General features: G+C 69.2%; 18 protein-coding genes and 3 pseudogenes. 8 read left to right on the forward strand and 13 right to left on the reverse strand.

Features of this window, described 5'->3' with window-relative positions; translation table 11 throughout:
* Positions 1 to 188 precede the first annotated feature (188 nt).
* Both OG734_RS22080 and OG734_RS22085 read left to right on the forward strand, forming a co-directional pair.
* The gene (locus tag OG734_RS22080; protein WP_330289252.1) at positions 189 to 935 is read left to right on the forward strand and encodes a helix-turn-helix domain-containing protein; all 747 of its coding nucleotides are present in this window, start codon (positions 189 to 191) and stop codon (positions 933 to 935) included.
* A 2-nt stretch (positions 936 to 937) separates the two neighbouring features.
* Complete coding sequence (locus OG734_RS22085; protein WP_330289253.1) at positions 938 to 1,408, forward strand: NUDIX domain-containing protein; 471 nt, start codon at positions 938 to 940, stop codon at positions 1,406 to 1,408.
* 168 nt (positions 1,409 to 1,576) lie between these two features.
* On the opposite strand, the gene OG734_RS22090 is transcribed toward OG734_RS22085, so the two are convergent.
* The 5 genes and pseudogenes from OG734_RS22090 to OG734_RS22110 form a co-directional block, all read right to left on the reverse strand.
* Positions 1,577 to 2,245, reverse strand: coding sequence for a Type 1 glutamine amidotransferase-like domain-containing protein (locus OG734_RS22090; protein ID WP_330289254.1), 669 nt, complete (start codon positions 2,243 to 2,245; stop codon positions 1,577 to 1,579).
* Positions 2,246 to 2,347: 102 nt separating this feature from the next.
* Positions 2,348 to 2,685 (reverse strand): annotated as a pseudogene (locus tag OG734_RS22095) (UTRA domain-containing protein); the annotation flags it as partial.
* 142 nt (positions 2,686 to 2,827) lie between these two features.
* Complete coding sequence (locus OG734_RS22100) at positions 2,828 to 3,175, reverse strand: DUF1036 domain-containing protein (protein ID WP_330289255.1); 348 nt, start codon at positions 3,173 to 3,175, stop codon at positions 2,828 to 2,830.
* Positions 3,176 to 3,481: 306 nt separating this feature from the next.
* Positions 3,482 to 3,779 (reverse strand): annotated as a pseudogene (locus tag OG734_RS22105) (PIN domain-containing protein); the annotation flags it as partial.
* A pseudogene (locus OG734_RS22110) lies at positions 3,776 to 4,056 on the reverse strand (hypothetical protein). The pseudogenes OG734_RS22110 and OG734_RS22105, both read right to left, overlap by 4 nt.
* Before the next feature lie 51 nt (positions 4,057 to 4,107).
* Here OG734_RS22110 and OG734_RS22115 point away from each other — a divergent pair.
* On the forward strand, positions 4,108 to 4,473 hold the full coding sequence (locus OG734_RS22115) for a hypothetical protein (protein WP_330289256.1): 366 nt from the start codon (positions 4,108 to 4,110) through the stop codon (positions 4,471 to 4,473).
* Positions 4,474 to 4,567: 94 nt separating this feature from the next.
* Here the strand turns inward: OG734_RS22115 and OG734_RS22120 are convergent, their stop codons facing one another.
* The 4 genes from OG734_RS22120 to OG734_RS22135 form a co-directional block, all read right to left on the reverse strand.
* Entirely contained in the window at positions 4,568 to 6,133 is a 1,566-nt protein-coding gene (locus tag OG734_RS22120; protein ID WP_330289257.1) for a carbohydrate-binding protein, read from the reverse strand.
* 317 nt (positions 6,134 to 6,450) lie between these two features.
* Entirely contained in the window at positions 6,451 to 6,687 is a 237-nt protein-coding gene (locus OG734_RS22125) for a hypothetical protein (RefSeq protein WP_330289258.1), read from the reverse strand.
* 194 nt (positions 6,688 to 6,881) lie between these two features.
* Positions 6,882 to 8,621 (reverse strand): lysyl oxidase family protein, encoded by a 1,740-nt coding sequence (locus OG734_RS22130; protein ID WP_330289259.1) that lies wholly within the window; start codon positions 8,619 to 8,621, stop codon positions 6,882 to 6,884.
* Positions 8,622 to 8,817: 196 nt separating this feature from the next.
* Positions 8,818 to 10,626 carry a sigma-70 family RNA polymerase sigma factor gene (locus OG734_RS22135; protein WP_330289260.1) on the reverse strand — a complete coding sequence of 603 codons (1,809 nt, stop codon included), beginning with the start codon at positions 10,624 to 10,626 and terminating at the stop codon, positions 8,818 to 8,820.
* A gap of 205 nt (positions 10,627 to 10,831) precedes the next feature.
* Between OG734_RS22135 and OG734_RS22140 the strand changes: the two genes are divergently transcribed.
* Positions 10,832 to 11,245, forward strand: a complete 414-nt coding sequence (locus tag OG734_RS22140; RefSeq protein WP_330289261.1) for an SsgA family sporulation/cell division regulator — start codon at positions 10,832 to 10,834, stop codon at positions 11,243 to 11,245.
* Between the two features lie 412 nt (positions 11,246 to 11,657).
* Here the strand turns inward: OG734_RS22140 and OG734_RS22145 are convergent, their stop codons facing one another.
* Positions 11,658 to 12,617 carry an ABC transporter substrate-binding protein gene (locus OG734_RS22145; RefSeq protein ID WP_330289262.1) on the reverse strand — a complete coding sequence of 320 codons (960 nt, stop codon included), beginning with the start codon at positions 12,615 to 12,617 and terminating at the stop codon, positions 11,658 to 11,660.
* A 414-nt stretch (positions 12,618 to 13,031) separates the two neighbouring features.
* On the opposite strand from OG734_RS22145, the gene OG734_RS22150 reads away from it, so the two are divergent.
* From OG734_RS22150 to OG734_RS22165, 4 genes are read left to right on the forward strand one after another with little or no spacing between them, the layout of a single operon-like run.
* On the forward strand, positions 13,032 to 16,436 hold the full coding sequence (locus OG734_RS22150; protein WP_330289263.1) for a HAMP domain-containing sensor histidine kinase: 3,405 nt from the start codon (positions 13,032 to 13,034) through the stop codon (positions 16,434 to 16,436).
* Positions 16,433 to 16,909: a roadblock/LC7 domain-containing protein gene (locus OG734_RS22155; RefSeq protein WP_330289264.1), complete on the forward strand. Its 477-nt coding sequence runs from the start codon at positions 16,433 to 16,435 to the stop codon at positions 16,907 to 16,909. The genes OG734_RS22150 and OG734_RS22155 overlap by 4 nt, the downstream gene beginning before the upstream one ends.
* 31 nt (positions 16,910 to 16,940) lie before the next feature.
* Complete coding sequence (locus OG734_RS22160; protein ID WP_330289265.1) at positions 16,941 to 17,402, forward strand: DUF742 domain-containing protein; 462 nt, start codon at positions 16,941 to 16,943, stop codon at positions 17,400 to 17,402.
* A complete protein-coding gene (locus tag OG734_RS22165) occupies positions 17,389 to 17,988 on the forward strand; it encodes a GTP-binding protein (RefSeq protein WP_329274357.1) in 600 nt (199 codons plus the stop codon). The genes OG734_RS22160 and OG734_RS22165 overlap by 14 nt, the downstream gene beginning before the upstream one ends.
* 89 nt (positions 17,989 to 18,077) lie before the next feature.
* Here OG734_RS22165 and OG734_RS22170 read toward each other — a convergent pair whose 3' ends face one another.
* The 3 genes from OG734_RS22170 to OG734_RS22180 are packed head-to-tail and all read right to left on the reverse strand — an operon-like array spanning position 18,078 to position 20,616.
* Entirely contained in the window at positions 18,078 to 18,746 is a 669-nt protein-coding gene (locus tag OG734_RS22170) for an ABC transporter permease (protein ID WP_330289266.1), read from the reverse strand.
* Positions 18,743 to 19,459 carry an ABC transporter permease gene (locus tag OG734_RS22175; RefSeq protein WP_330293746.1) on the reverse strand — a complete coding sequence of 239 codons (717 nt, stop codon included), beginning with the start codon at positions 19,457 to 19,459 and terminating at the stop codon, positions 18,743 to 18,745. Before OG734_RS22175 ends, OG734_RS22170 begins: the two co-directional genes overlap by 4 nt.
* Before the next feature lie 2 nt (positions 19,460 to 19,461).
* Positions 19,462 to 20,616 carry an ABC transporter ATP-binding protein gene (locus tag OG734_RS22180; protein ID WP_330289267.1) on the reverse strand — a complete coding sequence of 385 codons (1,155 nt, stop codon included), beginning with the start codon at positions 20,614 to 20,616 and terminating at the stop codon, positions 19,462 to 19,464.
* Positions 20,617 to 20,662 lie beyond the last annotated feature (46 nt).

Here is a 20,662-nt window from a genome sequence, read left to right on the forward strand (position 1 = left end):
CTTCTCTTCGGCACGTTGACGCTCCTCAGCGAGGTGGATCGTTGCCCCGGCGTTCAAGGTGCCGCAGGGTCGTCTGTGATCCTCACGCTGGTCAGCAGGACGAAGGAACCTCCCACAAACCCCACTTGGGGACGTCCTTCATCGGGTAGAACGTCCCTAGCGCCGTCCCAAGAAGCGGGGGGAAACTCATGCCGAACGAGAGACTACGTACTGTCATGGCGGCCGGAGGCTGGACGCATGCCGCCCTTGCGAAGGCCGTCGAGGTCGACCCCAAGTCGGTTGAGCGCTGGGTGAATCTCGGGCGTACACCGCGTCGTGCCACGGCTGCTCAGGCGGCAGAAGCCCTGGGAGAAGATGTGCACGCACTGTGGCCGGCGCTTCGGCAGGCTCGTTCTGCCCGCGCGATAAGCCCGGAACTGGTCGCGCTCTACGAGCAGCGGGCGGACCTCCCCATATCCACGTTCGTGGACATGCTGGCCCAGGCCCGTGAGCAGATCGATGTGCTCGTGTACGCGGCCGTCTTCCTGCACGAGGCGTACCCCCGGCTGAACGATCTGCTGCGGGAACGGGCGGCTGAAGGCTGCACAGTCCGCATCGCGGTCGGTGACGCTGACAGTGAGAACGTCCATGCGCGCGGCCAGGAGGAGAAGTTCGGCCACGGGATCGAGTCGCGCTGCCGACTGGCCCTGATGCACTACCGCCCTCTGATCGGGACTCCGAACATCGCAGTCCGGACGCATGGGACCACGCTCTACAACTCCCTTTACCGAGCGGATGACCAGCAGTTGGTCAACGCCCACGTCTGGGGGGTGAATGCGTATGGCGCGCCTGTGTGGCATCTTCGCCGAAGCAGGGAAGGCGGCCTGTTCGACACCTACGCCGCCAGCTTCAACGCGGTGTGGGCGACAGCTACGCCGGTACACCAGGAAGGTTGACCGTGGCACGAACCGAGTACTACGACGATCCGAACGCACCCAAGCCGAACAGCATGGTTGTCGCAGCATCGGCTGTCGTCACCGACGACCAGGGACGCATCCTGCTCCAGCGCCGACGGGACAACGACCTCTGGGCGCTCCCTGGCGGGGGCATGGACCTCACAGACTCGCTGCCTGGAACGGCCGTCCGCGAGGTCAAGGAAGAGACCGGCTTGGACGTCGAGATCACAGGCCTCGTTGGCACATACACCGACCCGAAGCACATCATCGCCTACACGAACGGCGAGGTCCGCCGACAGTTCAACGTCTGCTTCACCGCCCGCGTCATCGGCGGCCGACTCGCCATCTCAGACGAGTCCACAGAACTCCGGTTCGTTCCGCAGGAAGAGCTCGACACGCTGCCCGTGCACCACACCCAACGGCTGCGCCTCCAACACTTTCTGGAGCACCGCGACCAGCCTTATCTCGGCTGACTGAGGGCCTCGCGGCCACTTCCCTCAGGGCTTGGTCCCCCCTGGCCCGCCAAGCACAGCCGCGCCGACCAGGCTCACTTCACGCGGGCCTCCAGGCGGGCGGTGGGTACGTTCCAGGCGCAGTACGCGAGTTCGGCTCGGAGATCGACGCCCGCATCGCGGGTTGCGTCACGGATGAAACCGCCACCGACCTTCGGAGATGACGTCCACTTTGTCGTCACTGACGCGAATAGCCGTGTCGTCGTCGATGAAGTAGATCGGGAAGTCCGCCCGCTCGACGATGCGATCAGCCCAGTCGTCGTCCCGCTCCGGGAAGTCCGGCGAGTACAGGTGCGGCTTCAGATACCAGTCGAAGAGCCCGAACGGCGACTCCACCGTCGTAGCGCCCAGCACGTGCAGGTCCGCAGCATCCCCGATGACGTCGGCGGAATGTTCGGTGAGATTCCGGCTGAAGATCATCGACCCGGCGCTCACCCCCACATAGACCCGGCTCTCCAGCACTTCCAGGAAGCCCTCGGCCAGACCGTTGCCGGTGATGCTGCGCGCGAGATGGTATTGGTTGCCGCCCTCGACATAGACGACGTCGGCGTGCAACAGCCGCTCAAGCACCATCTGTTGAGGCAGGCCGTTCAACTCCAGGATGTCAAACTCCCGCCAGCCGAGACCGTGCAGCCGGTTCATATCCGCGACGAACCACCCATGGTCACCGGGCTCGGCGACGGACGCCGTGGGAACGTACACCACGTTCGCCGACTCAAACGGCTTTCCCAACAGGTCCCGCAGCGCATCTTGCAGCGTCGCATTACGCAGGCCACTCGCCGTCAACAGAAGCTTCACCGAGCGAGCCAACCATGGCTGTCAGGCACGCGCAATGCATCAGGTTGCCGCCACCGCCGCCATCCCTGCTGCCTCGCGGCTACCGGTCCGGCCCCCGCGAGTTCACGTGGCCGGGAGTTGATAAGCCAGAACGCACGCGTCGGCGGCCATGACGGTGTCGCAGACTTCGGTGGGTGAGGGCATGCGGGCTCGGATCTCTTCCTCGAAGTGGTCGAGGCGATGGCCGAGTTCCTCAAGGCGGGCATAGATGCCGCCGGGCCCGGGATCGGCCTCGGCGATCGGAGTCCCGCGCGCGATGTCGAGCGGCAGGTAGGAGGCGGCGAACTCAACGGGCTTCCCGTCGAGCAGATACCGCTCCGACGGACCAGCACACGCCGTACGGCCCCGAGCCGGGCAGAGACGTCCTGGCCGGCCTTCTCCTCCTTGACCTCTACTGGTTCACGTGCGGCTCGTGCCGCGCACACAGCAGTTCAGCCGCTTGAAACGCCTGGTGGCACCTCGGACCGCGAGCCGGACCAGACCGTCCGCCCGCCCCGCCTGGGGCGGGGCGGGCGGCCCGGATCGGTCGGTCGGGCCTGCCGACTACGGGTTGAAGTTGAACGTGAAGTCCGGGGCCGTCACGGTGAGCTCCAGCATGAGGATCTCCCGCGAGTTGGTGTCCGAGACGTTCGAACACCACTCGAAGATACTGTGCGGAACCGTCTCCTTGAATTTGTCCCGCCACTCGATGCCATCGCCCGCGTAGGCGTAGGCGTACCAGATCGGGTTGACGGCTTTTGCGTCACCGCCGTAGACGACGGCGGTCTCCCCGGGGCCGATCCGCCACCAGCCCTCCTTCCGCCAGTTGCTGCTGGCAGAGCAGTTGGGCTGGTACCGCTCGAACATCGCCCAGATTTCGCGCTCGTAGTTGTTCTTGAACCTCAGCGGCACAGCACGCCTCCTACTCCCCGCTCGGCTGCCTGCGGGCAGCCGGGCTTCCGTCGGACCGGGTCAGAGCGATTTGCGGGCTCGAATTGTCCGTCCCGCCGGGGGGAGCGCCGGACCGACCCGCTGCGATGGCATGTTCCAGTGCCTCTTCGTCCGCATCGGTTTTCGGATCGACCGCCTCGGCAGCCTCGTGCGACATGGGACCTCCTGTTTCTGTCGGTCAGGTACGGCGGAGGTTCCCGGGAGAAGGAGCGGCTTACCGCAGCGGGTGGGAGGTGCCCCGTACGGGGCCTCGGCACAGGGACCGATCAGGCTAATTAGCCGCCCGCCGGCTCGGACTGCCTGGGCCGCGCCCAAGTGGGCCTCCGTGATCTCCGGCAGGACGACACGGCCCCGGCTCATCCAGCGCCGGATGTCGTCGACCGCGCTCGCCGCGTCCTCGCGCCCGAGTTCGCGCGTGGCTACGTGGTCGAGCTCGGCCAGCAGGAGTGGGGACATGACCAGGAGCCCCGCGGCCAGGATCGCCACGTTCGCCGCCCCGTGCGCGGGGTGACTCGCGTCCAGCGCGGCCAGCGGGCCCGGACGTGTCGGCGATGACGATGATCACGTGGCGGTTCCCGAACGCGGATCGGGGTCCGTCTCCGTCTCCGTCAGGTTGCGTACCGCGTCGGCCACCGCGTCGCGGACCTCGGCCTTGGACGGCGTACGGCCCGAGCCGTCAAAGGTGCGCGAGAACAGGGGCTCGGCCCAGACGCGGTTCGCCATGGCCGCGAGGTGGATCCCTGGCGGATGATCTCGGCTTCGCTTGTCCCTCGGCGCTTGGCGGCCTTCTTGGTGATCGCCAGGCTCAGCCGAGAGCACGGGGTGCGGCCCCAAGGCTGGATTCAGGCCGATTCGGACCACAAGTGCCCGCTTCTGGCCGTATGGTTTCCGCCATGTTCGAGACAATCCGTTGGCGCTGTCACGTACACGCGAACGACCGCCGCGCCGCCGAGCGGGTGGTCGGGCGGATTGCGGCGCGCTTGGATCGCCCCGTCGACATCGAGAGCTATGAGCGGTACTGCAAGTTCCCCGAGCTCGCCGTGTTGCGGCTGGTCTCTCCGCTTCAGTGCCCCACTCCAGAACTTGCGCTGATGACCGTCCTTGAGTGTGCGTGGAAGATCGCGACACCATGGAGTCTGGGCAGCCAAGGATCAGGCGTCCACCACGAGTTCATGGGCATCGCGGCTGCCAACGTCGGGGCGCACTTCAGCGTCCCGGGCATTGAATGGACGGAGTTCTACGTCAGCGATCGGCCGTGACGAAGTTAGCTGGAATGGGGGAAAGCGGCGACCTGCGGACACGGCAGACGCCCCCAGGTCAGCGACCCGGGGGCGTCCTGCGCATAGGAAACCCCTACCCTCCGAACGTCACCACCAGCCGCCCGTCCGAAGCGAAGGACCAGTGCAGCGCGCCCGCGTAGGACGAGCAGCGGGAGCCGTTCGCCCCCGACCAGAACTGGTTCGACGTGTCGGAGTTGCCGACGATCCGGTCGTTCGTGCCGCTGCCGCTCCGGCATGACGTGTTCGTGCGGAACACCGACGTGCCGCCGTCGAAGTTGAAGTTGCGCTCCGTGTTGTCGATGCTGACGTTGTCCGACACCGCCATCGTGCCGGGGTTGCTGTTCCAGGTGAAGCCGTGCTTGCCGTTGTTGTAGGCGATGCTGCGCCGGACGATGTGGTTGACGGCGATGTCGTCGCCGCCCAGCTTGTAGCCGTTGCGGTCACCGTTGCCGGCCTGGGAGCCGTCGGTGAGGGTGCCGTTCTTGTAGGCGAGGGAGTCCTCGACGGTCACCGGGCCGATGGCCCCCGTGTCGGTCTTGGTGTAGAGGTCCCAGCCGTCGTCGATGTTGTTGTGCGAGACCGCGTAGCGGAAGACGTTGCCGGAGCCGGTGGTGAGCTTGGCCGCGAAGCCGTCGGCGTCCTCACCGTCCGAGTCGGCGTTGTCGTGCGACTCGGCGCTCAGGATCAGGTTGTTGGCCGGCCAGTTGGCGGCCGGGGTGGTGGAGGCGATACGGCCGAGCTGGAGGCCGGTGTCGCGGTTGAAGCGGGTCACCGTGCGCTCGACGATGTTGTTGCTGCCGCCGACGTAGATGCCGTTGTCACCGGCCCGTTCGACGACGAGGCCCTTGATGTGCCAGTAGTTGGCGTTCAGTTGGAGGCCGCGGTTCGACGAACTCTCGGTCTGTGCCGAGAAGTTGAGGACCGGGGTCTCGCCGGGGTAGGCGGCGAGGGTGGTGCGGGCGGAGGCGGTGCCGTTGTTGCCCACCGGGATCGTGATCGTGGAGGACTGGTTGTACGTGCCTCCGCGGACGTAGATCGTGCCGCCTGCGGTGATGCGGCCGATCGCCGACGTGAGAGTGGTCGGCGCCGACGACGTACCCGCGGCACTGTCGGTGCCGGACGGGGACACGTACAGCGCTGAGGCAGTCGGGGGTGTGGTGCCGCCGCCGTCCGGGACGTTCGCGTCGAGGTAGTCGATGTTGGGGAGACCCGCGGCGGCCGTCGGGTTGAGGCGGATGGTGTTGCTGCCCGCGACCACCGGCACCGTCAGCGTCTTCGTCGTCCACGCCGTCCAGGTACCGGTGCCCTCGAACGTCGCCGTCGTGACCGTCGTGCCGTTCACGATGATGCCCACGGAACGGGCGGTGGTGGTGCCGTTGGCGAAGCGGACGCTCAGTGTCGCCGTGCCCGATGCGGGTGCGGATACGGTGAACTGGGCGTACGCGTTGGCCGCGTTGGTGCCGTTGCAGAATCCGCTGCCGGAGTAGCCGGTCCAGTCGGAGTCGATGGTGCCGGTGCAGACCGCCGGTGAGGTCTCGGCCTCGTAGCGCGTGGTCGCGGCCTGTGCCGTGGTTCCGGACAGCGCGACGAGTGTGCCTGCCAGCAGGCTGACGCACGCCATGACGGATCTCAGTTGCATCGTGGTTCTCCATCTCCAGGACGGGGGGAACAGCTGTTGGGCCGGACCGGATTGGAAAGCGCTTTCTCTCGGAAGTTAGGGGGGTAGTCCTGGACACGTCAATAGACTTGTACATGATCGTTGTTCACATGCATGGACGATTGGGGGTGGAGTGGAGGGCTATCTGCCCTTAAGGCCTGCGCCTGCCCCGTGCGCACACACGACAGAGGCCCCGGATTTCTCCGGGGCCTCTGGTGCCGCTGGTATTGCTGGTGTTGCCGGGATTGGTGGTGCCGCTGCTGTCGCTGGTTTTACTGGTGCCGCTGGTGTTGCCGGGATCAAGCCGCCGCCTCGGCCAGGCGGTGGAAGGCCTGGGTGGTGTGCGGGTGGGCGATCTCGTCCAGGAGGTGCCGCCAGTCCGCGTCTACGAAGGTAACTGCCGGATGGGCCTGGTCCCAGGCCGTGAGCAGCGGGGTGAGGTCGCTCTCGGAGGAAGTCACTGTCCGGGCGCCCGTCAGGGCGTCCGTCGGGATGGCCGTCGGGGCGCTCGGCTTCGAGGTCAGCAGGGCGTTCATGAGAGGTCCTTCCGGGCCGGGGCGGTGAACCGTCGGGTTCACGGGGTTCGTCGGGCTTCGGTTCGTTGGGGTCAACAATGCCGTTGCCCGGCCGGCGGAACCATGGAGCGACCCACCCGATCGCGGGTGTAGCAGGCTGCACCTCCGAGGGGGCGGTTCTCCCCCTCGGAGGTGCAGCGCCCGGCCGGAACCGGTTACTTCACGTCGATCAGGTCGTGCGGCGGTACCGTCACCGTCCGCGCGCCCTCCGTGCCGCCGAGGATCACCTTGCGCAGGGCGACGTTGTTGTTGAGGTTGGTCTCCTGGAGGCGCTTCTCCGGGTTGGCGATGACCTGGATGTAGTACGTGCCGTTCGGAAGACCGGTGACGTCGAAGGACTGGCCCGGACGGTACTGGGTGTACGTGTCGCCGGAGCCGACGTCGAGGACCTCGCGTACCGAGAGGGCGCTCTTCTCACCGCACGCGGTCGACAGGTCGGTGTTGTAGGGGTGCCAGTTGGCGTTCTTCACCGTGTAGTCGATCGCGTCGGTGTTGGCCAGACAGAAGGCTTCCTTGCCGCTGCGCACCTCCTTCGTCTGGTCGGCGCTCAGCAGGCGGTAGCTCGCGAAGTCCGTGAAGTGCCAGTGCTCGTGGCCGGACCGGGGGTCCCACTCCATGGTGCCGGTGGGCGTGTAGCCGACCTGCTTGCCGTTCGCGTCGTAGAAGTACTGGTAGGCGTCCATCAGGTCCTTGCCCAGCTGACGGAAACCGTCGACGACCAGCGGGGCCGGGCCGGCGTTCCAGACGTTCGCGCTGAACGCCAGGTAGTCCTTGCCGGCTACGTCCCCGTCCTCGCCGTCCGTGATGGCGATGTCCCACGCCGGCAGTGAACGCAGGTCCGGCTTGGGCACGTTGGCCGGTACGCCCGCCCTGCCCGTGGGCCGCTTGGCGGCGGCCTTCAGCGCGGGCGCGACGCGCGAACCGTCGGTGTGGCCCGGACCGTCACCCAGGTGGTGTGCCGTACCCCGGTCGACGAGCGCGTTGGGGAAGGCCGGGAGAGTGGGCATGTCCGCGCCCCGCGGACCGTAGTGGTGCGACGCGGGCGGGGCGGAGTGCTGGGCTCCGTGGGACCCGTGGGCTCCGTGGCCCCCTGCGTGGTGGGCGGAGGATCGCGCGGCCAGACCGGCTCTGCCGCCCTCACCACCCTCACCGTCGTCCTCGCTCGGCGGCAGTACCGTCACCTTGATGGTCGGCTGGTCATTGGGGATGCCGAACAGGTCGCGGTACTGCTTCCCGACCGACACCTTGGCCGTGTACTCGCCCACCGGCAGATCCACCGGCTTGCTGTAGTCGATCGAGCTGGCGTTGGCCGCCCAGCCCTTCTCGATGCCCCACACCCCGCCCAGCGTGAACGGGTTGCTGGAGCAGCTCTCCGGGAAGTGCGAGGTCGCGGGGCCGTCCGGGCGGATGCGTCCTGCGGCGTTGTTCGGGCAGAACGCGCCCTTGTTCTTCGCGACCTCCACCCCGGCCGCGTTCCTGAACGACACCTCCAGGAAGCCGGGCAGGCCCGCGAAGTCCTTCACCAGGCCGGCGGGCAGTCTCTTCGCCTCCGCCTTGCCGCCCTTGCGGATGATCTGCTCGGCGATCACCGGGTCCTTGTAGGACTTCCGGGTCACCTTGAACTCCAGCGGTATGTCGTCCACGGTGACGTACGTGCCGAGGTCCACGTAGACGCCGGGTTCCCCTTCCCAGCGTTGGGTCGTCACGGAGTCCGTCGCGGAGACGAGCCTGAGCTTCGGCTTCGTGGGCGCGGCGCTCGTAGCCGCCCCGGCGAAGGGGGCCGCTCCGGCCACGGACACCACGACGGCCAAGGCGGCCCCCGCGGCGAGTGCCGAATGCTTTAAGCGCTTGCTGTCGCTCTTGCTGCTGGTGGTGCTGTGCTGCTGAGTGGTCATCGGTTCCTCGTCTGTCTGCCGGTGCCATGGTCAAGTGGCACCGGACTGGACACATCCCACGACCGGCCGACCTACGTACGGACGCACCCCACGCGCCCAAGCCATGTCTGTGAGCAACCTGTGAGACAAGCGAAGCGGTGTCCAGGTTGCTCGGCGAGGAGAAATTCAACCGAAAACGCCCCGATCGACCGCCCGTTCAGCAATGCCCGGGGTCAGGAACACCAGGATCAGGAACGGGGGTCTCGTCCACGGGGGTCTCGTCCACGGGGGTCTCGTCCACGGGGGTCTCGTCCACAGGAGCCGGGTCCACCGGGGCCGGGTCCACAGGAGCCGGGTCCACCGGGGCCGGGTCCACCGGGGCCGGGTCCACCGGGGCCGGGTAATCAGGGACGGGATCCACGGGAGTTGGAGCGACCGGCTCTGGCTCTGGCTCAGGGGTGGGAGCGGGGACGGGTTCCGGGGCAGGAACCTCCGGAGGCGCGGGAGGCACCACCACCGGGGGCACAGGCGGCCCCGACTCCACGGGAGGCACAGGCTGCACCACCACCGGGGGCACAGGCGGCCCCGACTCCACGGGAGGCACAGGCGGCTCCGACTCCACCGGCGGCACAGGGGGTTCGGGGGTCACGGGAGGCACCTCCACCGACGTCACGGGAGGCACAGGAGCCTCCGGCTTCCCCGGCTTCTCGCTCACCGGCTTCACCGGCTTCCCCGGCTTCTCGCTCACCGGCTTATCGCTCGCCGGCGGAACCGGTTCCTCGACCGAAGGTTCAGGCAGCGACGGTGCGGGCTCCACCGGCGCGCCGGGAACGGGCGCAGGGGGCGTCTCCGTACCGGCATCAACACGGGTACCGCTCCCACGAGTCACCGTGACCACCGACGAGGCGACCCGCACCTCGGCCGGCACCCGCTCCGGCACAGGCACCGGACTCACCTTCAGCGGCACAGGCACCGGCACCCTCGCCGGCACCTCCGCCACCGGCACCGGTGCCAAGGAGTTGCCCGCCAGCGGGACCCGGGACCGTTCCTGCAGCTGAACCTGCGGAGAGGTCAGCGCGATGGTGACCGCGACGGCCGCTGCCGCCGCCCCCGCGCTCAGCGCGAGCGCCTTGGGCATCTTCGCGCCGCCGGTCACGCCATGGCGTACCGCGTGCAGCACCCCACCACCGTGACCGGCCGCGGCGGACACCGCGGTCGACGCGCCGGCGGACCCCGCCGCGAACGACAGCAGGTACTTCCCCGTGCCGCCCACCACCAGCACCAGCAACGCCGGGCCGACCAGCGCGGGCAGGCGGTCGTTCGTGCGCATCAGCAAAGCAAGTCGGTGGCGACAGTCGTCGCAGATGTCCGCGTGGGCGAGGATCTGGTCGGACTGGCGGCGGGTCGCGGTGCCGCGTACGTACGCGGGCATGCGGACCCAGTACGGCTCGCACGCCGTGTTGTCCGGGACGCCGGGCTGCTCGCGCAGAAAGGCCTGGCGCATGCCCTCACGGGCGCGGTGGAGGAGTACGGCGGTCGCGCCCTCCTTGATACCGGTACCGATCTGGGGGCCGATCGCCGCCAGGGGCTGACCCTCCGCCTCGGCGAGCCACAGCGCCTTGACCCAGCGGTCGGGGAGTTGGCCCAGCACCCGTACCAACAGGTCGACCGAGGAGACCTGTTCGGCGGGGTCGTCGACGTGCCGCCCCTGGGAGACGACCCGTTCCGACCTCTCCAGCCGCTCCGGCCCGTCCTGCGGATCCTGCGGGGTCTCGCGCGCCGAGTTGCTGCCCACGGTGGACGCCAGGTGCCGGACCGTCGTCATCAGGTACGCGGGCACGTTGTCGATCTCGTGCCCCGCCGACAGCCGTCGCCACACGCGGAAGTGCGCCTCGGCGACCAGGTCTTCCGCGGCCCAGCTGCTCTTGGTGAGCGAACGCGCATACGCAACGAGACGCGGCTGCTGCTCCTCGTAGATGCGGGCGTACGCGTCGGTCGCGGTGGCGGTGGCGGTGTTGTCAATCATGGGCAGGAACGCTCCAGTTACCTGCGGATGAGGCATTGGGGATGAGTTTGTAAGGCTAGATGGCAAAAAACTCAAATAATTACAGAAGGTGATGCACGTCACATGGGGTAACTCTCGTATCGGCGTAATGCGCGGGCACTACCGGAGGTCGAGAGGGCAGCTCGGCACAACTGGCCCAACGCCTCACCCGAACGGGAAGTCGATCATGTACAGAACCCTGGAGCAGTCCGCACGCGCCCGCCTGATCACCCCTGGTTACCAGGAACTTCCGCTCGTCGTCACCCTGCGCTACGACTCCGCCGACCCCCTCGCCGTCCACATCGACTTCCCCGGCGATGTCTCGGTCGACGGCGAGGGTGTGAGCTGGACCTTCTCCCGGCTGCTCCTGGAAGAGGGGCTGGAGAACCCGGCCGGGATCGGCGAGGTCCACCTGTGGCCGTGCGGACAGACGCGCACGGTCGTGGAACTCCACTCGCCCTACGGACTGGCCGTGGTCCGGTTCCGTACGGCGCAGCTCCAGCGCTTCCTGCATCGCTCGTACGGCGTTGTCGCGCCGGGCATGGAGGACCTGGGACCGGCGGTCGAACGCGGGCTCGCCCTGCTGCTCGGCGGGGTCTGAACCCCGTGCGCGGCCGTTCCTCGCGGCGGACGGGCACAGGGCGCTGCGCGCCGTGCCCAGAGCACGGGTGCTGTTCGATCGTCTGCGAGTGCCGCCCCAGCCTCTCTCGTGATCATTCCGAAGAGGTGCTCCACGCCCTGCGAGGGGCGCTTGAGCAGGAGGCGTCGACGTTGGCGGGCCGGATGCCGGAGCCGCCGGCGAGGAGTTGGCCGGCGCGCACCAGGAGCAGGGCGCGGACCTGGCGGGCCAGGAGCGAGCGGCCCGCCGACGGGCCTCGGAGGCCACGGCGGGTACGGCGGGAACCGCAGATACGGCAGGTACGGCAGGTACGGCAGGTACGGCCTCACCGTCGACGAGCGCGATCAGCTCGCCGACGGTGAGGGCGGTTCCGTCAAGGCTGTCCGTGCGAACGTCAGCCCAGACCGGCCGACTTCAGCCAGGCCTTGGCGACGTCCAGCGGGTCCTTGCTCTCCAGTTGCACCTGGGTGTCCAGGTCGAGCAGGGTCTTCGTGTCGAGCTTGGCGGAGACGGCGTTGAGCGCGTCGACGCCCTCCTGGGAGAGCCCGCTCTTGTAGACCAGCGGGGTCACGTTCGCGAATCCGAAGAGGTTCTTCGGGTCCTGGAGGACGAGAAACTTCTCCTTGGTGATGGTCGGGTCCGTGGTGAAGATGTCCCCGGCCTGCACGGTGTTCTTCTTCAGCGCGGCCTGGGTCAGCGGGCCGCCCGCGTCGAGGGCCTTGAAGGACTTGAACTTCAGCCCGTACACCGACTCCAGGCCGAGCATGCCCTGCTGGCGGGTCTGGAACTCGGGCGAGCCGCCGAGGACCAGTTCCGGCGCGATGCCCTTGAGGTCGGCGAGCGTGGAGGTCGCGGTGAGGTTGTACTTCTTCGCGGTCGCCGCGTTGAGCGTGACGGAGTCCTTGTCCTCGGCCGGCGACGACTCCAGCAGCGTCAGCTTGGAGTCGAGCTTGGCCTTTGCCGCGGCGTTCACGGTCGCGAGCGAGGTCTGCGCGGCCTTCGCGTCCAGGTAGGCCAGCAGCGAGCCGTTGTACTCCGGCAGGACGGTGATGGAACCGTTCTTGAGCAGGCCGTACGTGGTCTCGCGGCTGCCGATGTTGGGCTTGTAGGACACCTTGATGTCCTTGGCCTTCAGGGCCTCGCCGTAGATGTCGGCGAGCAGGATGCTTTCGGCGAAGTTGTTGGAGCCGACGACCACGGTGTCACCGGCCGCCTTGTCGCCGGCGAGCGGGTCGGACGTGTCGACGGACGAGGAGGAGCATCCCGCCAGCAGGACCGTCACCGCCCCGAGGGCGACGACCGCCGCGCCTGGGTGGTTCCTGCGGGACCTGCTGCTGTGGGCGTTGGTATACACGGTTCCCGTTCCGGGCTGGGGGAGTTGATGAGAGCTCAAATACTCTGACCTGATCCAATCCAGCCACTTCTTGATCAGTCAAGAGCAACCGGGTCACCGATTACTCATCGATTGCCTTCGGTCCGTGATCACTTGTGCCTGGATCGGGAGATCACCTGTGTACCCCCCGAGAGGCCCCCAACAGGCCGCCGCATACCGCTTCGTAATTGATTCTTGACTTAGGGCGACGCGCTCACCCGTTCGAAGAGGGGATAGTCTCGCCGGAGTTGACGTCCGCCACAGCAGTCGGCGTCGGCAACAGCGGAGTTCGGGGGCCGCTTCCGTAACGTTCATATCCGGACACGTGCGTGCAGAAGGTCGGCATACACGCGAACGCCCCTCGTACGTCTGCAACACCTTCTTGAAGGAGGTCCGGTGTCCACGAAAGTGGTGGACGCGTCCGCCCGGTCGGCATCCACCGCATCCACGGCACCGATGTCCACGCGCCGGCGCCTGCGGGGCTTCGCCGACCGATGGCCCTTCCAGCGCAAGCTGAACGTACTCGTCGGCATCCCGCTGACGGTGATCGCGCTGCTGCTGACGTACCTCATCGTCGATCTGGTGCAGGAGTCCAACCGCGCGGAGGACGCCGCCCGGCTGGTGCGCGCCAGCACCCAGGTCGCACAGCTCGTCTCCGCGCTCCAGGACGAACACCAGCAGGCCATTCTGCTCTCCGTGCGGCACGAGGCGTCCCTCGACGGCGGCGCCCCCTCCACCGACGCCTACCGGCAGACGCAGGCCGACGTGGACACGCGGGTACGGAAGGTGGTCGACGCCTTCGGCGACCGGCTGCCGGACACCGAGGTGCAGGCCCTCAAGGCGGTCCAGGGCCTGGCCGGTCTGCGGGCCACCATCGAGCAGGGCTATCTGCCCGCCACCAACATCGACCCGGCGTACTCGGGTGCGGCCGACGGCCTCATCGACGGGCTGGGCCTGGACCGCGACGCCGACCTCGCGACCACCTTCACCGGTAACCTCCTCGACTCGCTGCTGCGCGCCGACGCGGCGCACGGCGCGTACGAGACCGGCGTGTTCTCCGCGCGGACCGGCGACAGCAACGCGCTCATCGAGTTCACCGGCGCCGTCGCCTCCTACGAGCTGTTCACCTACCAGGCCGAGCGGTTCGGCCGGTTCGCCGGTGAGGCACAGGCCGAGGAGTTCGGCGGCATCGAGCACAACACCTCGCAGGCTTCGATCGGCCAGCACTACGCCGAACTGGCCGTGGATCCCAGCGCGTTGCAGGCCGAGTCCAAGGCCGAGATCCGGGCGGCGTTCCAGACCGCCATCGCCTCCTACCCCGACTACAGCGGGCAGGCCGAGACCCGGCTGAAGATCACCTCCTCGCTCATCGACCAGATCGCCGACCGGGCCGACGACACCGCCGCCGACGCCCAGTGGCGTGCGGCCCTGCTGCTGAGCCTGGCGCTGCTCTGCTTCGCCGTGTGGATCGCCTTCTCCATCCTGGTCCGCCGTTCCGTGGTCCGCCCGGTGCTGGCGCTGACGGGAGCCGCCCAGGAGGTCGCCGACGTGGCGGGCCGCGAGCTCGCCCGGGTCGCCGACGACGACGCCGAGGAGCCCGGCTCCCCGCGGCTGCGTCAGCTGCCGGTCACCGCGGACGACGAGATCGGCGAACTCGCCGAGGCGTTCAACAAGGTGCAGACCACCGCGGGCGCGCTGCTGGAGCGCCAGGTGCTCAGCCGGCGCAACGTCGCCGAGATGTTCGGCAACGTCGGCCGCCGCGTCAGCAACCTGACGACCCGTCAGCTCGCGCTGATCGACGCGGTGGAGCGCGGCGAGACCGACCCTGCGCTGCTCGAACGTCTCTACTCCATCGACCACATCGCGGTCCGCCTGCGCCGCAACGCCGACAGCCTGATGCTGCTGGCCGGCATCCGCGAGACCGTGCTGGACTCGGGGCCGACCGCGCTCACCAACGTCGTCCGTGCCGCGCTGGGCCAGATCGAGGGCTTCCAGCGGGTACGGCTGCGGGCCGCGACCGAGGCCATGGTGGAGCCCGACATCATCGGTGACCTGACACTGATGATCGCCGAACTTCTCGAGAACGCCGTGTCGTTCTCGCCCGAGCACAGCCCCGTCGAGGTCGTGGTCGGCTCCGACCACGACAGCGCGTCGATCATCGTCGCGGACCATGGCCTGGGCATGAGCGCCGAGCGCCTCGCCGAGGAGAACTCCCGCCTCGTGCGCCGCGAACGCCTCGACGTCGTCCCGACGAAGGTGCTCGGTCTGTTCGTGGTCGGTGCGCTGGCGCGCCGCTGGGACGTCGACGTCACCCTGTCCCGTACCCCGGGCGGCGGCGTGACTGCCGAGGTGCTGATCCCGTCGACGCTGCTCCTGACGACGAGTGAGCTGGAGCCGGCGGGCCGGCTCGGCTCCCCCGACGTGCCTGCCCCGCCCGCCGCTCTCGCCGCTCCGTCGGCCCGCGCGGCCGGCCCCTCCCCGTCGTCCTCGATCCCGTCCACGGTCCCGTCCTGGGCCACGACCGACGACGAGGCGACCGCACTCCCCCGCCGGGTCCCCCGCCGCGACGCGTCCCCCGGCGAACAGGAGACCGGGGCCCCGCTGCCTTCGGAGACCGGCTCCGAGTCCCCGGCGCGCGACACCGCCACGACCGTGACACATGCCTCCACCGGCGCCGACGCGTCCGTTGCCGCCACCCTGACGGGCGATACCGGTTCCACCAGCGGTACGGCTGCGACCGGATCCTCCGGCCACTCGGCCGAACCCGGTCTCTCGGCCCGTACGGCGGAGCCCACGTCCTCCGGCATCCCCGCGCAGCCCGGAGTTCCGGCCACCACCGCGGCCGAGCCGGGAAGTTCCGCTCCCCCCTCGGGTTCCGCGACCCGCGCCGACCTGCCCGAGCCCGGAACCACAACCGAGCCCGCCCCCCGAGCCCACCCCGACGGGGCCGGGACCCCGACGCCCCACGCCTCCGAACCGACGCTCCACACCCACGCGGAAGACGGCCCCGGAGCCCACACCCGTACGGCAGAGCACACCACCCCCGCCGGTACGACGGAACCGCCTCCGCACACCTACCCGGCCGCCCCTGAGAGCGACCTCGCCCACGCGGAAGACCGCCCCAGGGCCGACGACGCCCGTACGACGGAGTCGTCGCCCGCCCACCTGGCCGGGTCCCAGCCCGCCGCCCGTACCGAGCCGTCTCCGCACGCCTACCCCGCCGGCCCCGGGAGCGGTCTCGCCCGTGCGGCAGGTGGCGCCGGTGAGGCCGTCCGTGGGGCGGAGCGGGGCGCCGTCGGCCACGGGGCCGGACCGTCCCCGCTCGGCCGTCCCGCCGGTCCCCTCTCCGCGCAGGCGGGGGCCGACCCGTTCGCCGTCGGTCCCGACGGCTCCCGTCCGCTCCGGCGGCGGGTGCGCGGGGCGACACTGCGGACGACCGTCGACGCCGCCGCCCAGCAGGCCGCGCGGCAGGCCGTCCGCCCCGCCGACGCGGATGCCGTGCGTGATTCGCTGGAGGAGTTCGAGGCGGCCGTGGCCCGCGCGCACCGCGACACAGGCGAACACCCTCGCCCCGTCGAGTCCCGCCCCCTCACTCCCAGCCCCACCGCCGAAGACCCGACCGACCGCCGGCACGACCACCGGCACGACCGCCGTCCCGACGTTTCGCCCGAGAGGTCCGACCGGACAGTGCCGTCCGACGCGTCCGACCGGACCGAGCCGATCACCGACCCGATCAGCGTCCAGGACACCCCGTACCACCAGAACCACCAGAACCACCTTCCGGAAGGAGCCGAGCAGTGAGCATGTCGACAGGTGGGACTCCCGCCGGAGACGCCAAGCCGACCGATCTGCGGGCCGCCGCAGCCGACTTCACCTGGCTGCTCAACCGTTTCGCCACGGAGACCGCAGGGGTCGTGGACGCCATCGCGGTGTCCTCCGACGGGCTGCTGATCGCCGTGTCGGCGCTGCGCGAGCACGCCGACTCCGAACGGCTGGCCGCGATCGTCTCGGGCATCACCAGCCTGGCCGCGGGCGCCTCCGGCAACTACGGCCTGGGCGGCCTGAACAAGGTCATCATCGACCTGGAGGGCGGCCATGTCCTGGTCTCCGCGATCGGCAGCGGCGCCGTGCTCGGCGTGGTCACCGGCAAAGAGGCCAAACTGGGCAACATCGCCTACGAGATGACGGTGTTCGCCAACCGCGCGGGCACCGCGCTCAGCCCGCAGGTCGTCCTGGAACTGAAGAACAGCGTCGGCGCCACGCATACGCGCTGAGCGCGTGCCACCGTAGAGAGAGCGAACACCGATGGCGGAGGGCCGCACACCGCGCGGAGCCGGCGGGGCCAGTGGGGCCGGCGAGGACGGCGCCGCTCCCGTCGGTCCCGCACCCGCCGTCCGGCCCTTTCTGGTCACCGCCGGCCGGGTCGCGGGCGGCGCGGGCGAGGCGTCGTCCGGGCGGACGATGCCCGTGGAGACCCAACTGGTGGCCACCACCGGCGGGCTCGACGCGCTCGACCGGCTCTCCTTCGAACAGCACGACATCGTCGCCGCCTGCCGCGTGCCGCAGTCCATCGCGGAGATCGCGGCCAGGCTGCGGCTGCACCTGAACGTGGTGCGGGTCCTCGCCGAGGACCTCCGGACGGCGGGACAGCTGTCGGTGCACGTGCCCGATTCCGGCGTCACCCACGACGCATCCGTTCTGCGCAGGGTTATCGATGGTCTGCGGGCCATCCCCGACTCCCGGAGGGTCCTCCGTGACACCGACTGAACCGCTCGTACGCACCTCGGCCGGACAGGCCGCCGTACGGCCGCCGTTGCCGGTGAAACTGGTGATCGCGGGTGGCTTCGGCGTGGGCAAGACCACCGCCGTCGGCTCGATCTCCGAGATCGAGCCGCTGACCACCGAGGCGGCCATCACCGAGGTCGCGGCGGGCGTGGACGACCTCAGCCACACCCCGACCAAGACCACCACCACGGTCGCGATGGACTTCGGCTGCATCACCATCGACCCGACGCTGAAGCTGTATCTGTTCGGCACACCCGGGCAGGAGCGGTTCGGGTTCATGTGGGACGACATCGTGGAGGGCGCGGTCGGCGGGCTGGTCATCGTGGACACCCGCCGTCTCGACGACTGTTACGCCGCCGTCGACTACTTCGAGCACAAGCAGATCCCGTTCGCCGTCGCCGTGAACGCCTTCGACGGCCAGACCGCGCACACGCTGGACGAGGTCCGCTGGGCCCTCGACGTGTCCGAGGGCGTTCCGCTGCTCGTCTTCGACGCCCGCGAGCGCGGCTCGGTACGGGACGCTCTGCTGGTTGTGCTGGAGCAGGCGCTCGCCCGGAGTGGCGGGTAGGTACGGGCAGGTACCAGTACTTGCGGTTGTGGGGAACTGCGGGCCAGTTGTGGCTGGTCGCGCAGTTCCCCGCGCCCCTTAAAAGCAGGTCAGTTGCTCCTGCGTACGCCGGGTGAGACCGTCACCCGGCTTGCCGCCCAGAAGACGGCGAGCGTCGCGAGGGCCATGCCGGCGACCAGGGTGGCGCCGCCCACCACCTTCTCGTAGTCGTGCTGGTAGAGACCGTCGACGATGTAGCGGCCGAGGCCGCCGAGGCTGACGTACGCGGCGATGGTGGCCGTGGAGACGATCTGGATGGCCGCCGAGCGCAGCCCGCCGAGGATCAGCGGGAGCGCGACGGGCAGTTCGACGCGCAGCAGGATGCCGGACTCGCGCATGCCCATGCCCCGCGCGGCGTCCACGGGAGGCGGATCCACGGAGCGCATCGCCTCGTAGGTGGTGACCAGGATCGGCGGGACGGCGAGGACGACCAGCGGGATCATGACGGGCAGCATGCCGAACCCGAGCGCGATGGTCGTCACCACCAGCAGGCCGAAGGTGGGCAGGGCGCGGCCGGCGGTGGCCACCAGGGAGAGGACGTTGCCGCCCCGCCCGTAGTGACCGGTGATCAGTCCGATGGGCAGCCCGATCAGGGCGGCGAGGGCGAGCGCCTCCAGGGAGTACTGGACGTGCTCCCACAGCCGGGTGGGAATGCCGTCGTAGCCGTGCCAGTGCGCGCTGTCGCCGAAGAAGGCGTGGATGAAGTTGATGACGTTCACCGGGCTGCGTCCTCCAGGGCGGGCACGGCCGGCTCGGGCCGGACCCCGGCGGGCTTGGACTTCGCGCCACGCGTGACGCTCGGCATCCAGGGGGTGAGCAGGATGCGTACGACGACCAGCGCCGCGTCCGCGAGCACCGCCAGGGCGGCACTGGTGATCACGGAGTTCCAGGCGAGTTCCGGCCGGTTGTAGATCTGCGCGTCGTGGAGCAGATTGCCGAGCGCGCCCTGGTTGCCGATCAGCATGCCGACGCTGACAAGGCTGATGCTGGACACGGTGGCCACCCGCAGACCGGCGATGATGGCGGGCACCGCGATCGGCAACTGGACCTGGATGTAACGGCGTACGGGCCCGAAGCCCATGGCGGTCGCGGCGGCGAGGGTCTCCTGGGGTACCGAACGGACGCCGTCGACGATCGCCGGGACGAGCACGACCAGGCTGTAGACGGTGAGCGGGATCATCACCGTCAGTTCGGTCTGCCCCGTGTAGTCGATGAGGACGACGAAGAAGGCCAGGGACGGGATGGCGTAGAGCACGGTCGTCACCCACAGCACGGGCGGGTACAGCCAGCGCAGCCGCACGCACAGCTGGGCCAGCGGGAGCGCCAGCAGCAGCCCGCCCAGCACCGGCAGCAGGGCCTCACGCAGATGGAGCCCGATGAGGCCGAGCCAGTCGTGCTGGAGATCGCTGGGGATGTCGAAGAAGCGGTTCACGTTCACCGGGTGGCCTGCTGGAAGCTCGCCCCGGTGGGAGGCGTCTCCTCACGGCCCGCCGCGTGGGCGCCGCGAATGGCTTCGCCGATGGCCGCCTGCGAGACGACTCCGGCGGCCCGGCCCTCGGCGTCCACGGCGACCGCCCAGCCGGTGGGCGACAGGACGGCGCAGTCGAGCGCGGCGCGCAGCGAGTCCCGCCCGGCGACGAACGGCCGCCCGTACGAGAGCAGTCGGCCGGTGTCGATCTGTCCGGCCGTCAGCTCGCCGGGCTCGCTCCAACCGAGTGGACGGCCGTCCAGACCGGTGACGAGGAGGTACGGAGCGTCTGTCGCGCCGCGGGTAGCGATCTGCTCGGCGGTGGCGTCGGTCGCGACGATCGGCGTGGTGAGCAGTTCCAGACCGGCGGAGGAGAAGAACGACAGGCGCCGGATGCCCCGGTCAGCGCCGAGAAAGTCCTCGACGAACGCGTCGGCGGGGTCGGACAGCAGCTCGGCGGGCGGCGCGAACTGGGCGAGCCGGCCGCCGGTGCGCAGCACGGCGACCATCGTGCCGAGCTTCACGGCCTCGTCGATGTCATGCGTGACGAAGACGATGGTCTTGCCCAACTCCTCCTGGATACGAAGGAGTTCGTCCTGAAGCCCCTTACGGACGACGGGGTCGACGGCGGAGAACGGTTCGTCCATCAGCAGCACCGGAGGATCGGCGGCGAGGGCGCGTGCCACGCCGACGCGCTGCTGCTGGCCGCCGGAGAGCTGGTAGGGGTACCGCTTGGCGAACGAGGCGTCGAGTCCCACCCGTTCCATCAGTTCGCGCGCCCTCGCGCGGGCCTTGTCCTTGCTCCAGCCGAGCATCCGGGGCACGGTGGCGATGTTGTCGACGACCGTCCGGTGCTGGAAGAGTCCGGCGTTCTGGATGACGTAACCCATTGAGCGACGCAGGGTGTTGACCGACTGCTGACGGCTGTCGACGCCGTCGATGAGGATCGTGCCCTCGCTCGGCTCGACCATCCGGTTGATCATCCGCAGGGTGGTCGTCTTGCCGCAGCCCGAGGGGCCGACGAGGACGGTGATCGAACCATCCGGTATGTCGAGGGAGAGCCGGTCGACGGCGACTGTGCCGTCCGGGTATCGCTTGGAAACTGAATCTATCCGTATCAAAACGCCGAATACCCTTCGGGTCTGGCTGTTTCCGCCCACTCTCGAC

This window comes from Streptomyces sp. NBC_00576 (assembly GCF_036345175.1).
Taxonomy (GTDB): Bacteria; Actinomycetota; Actinomycetes; order Streptomycetales; family Streptomycetaceae; genus Streptomyces.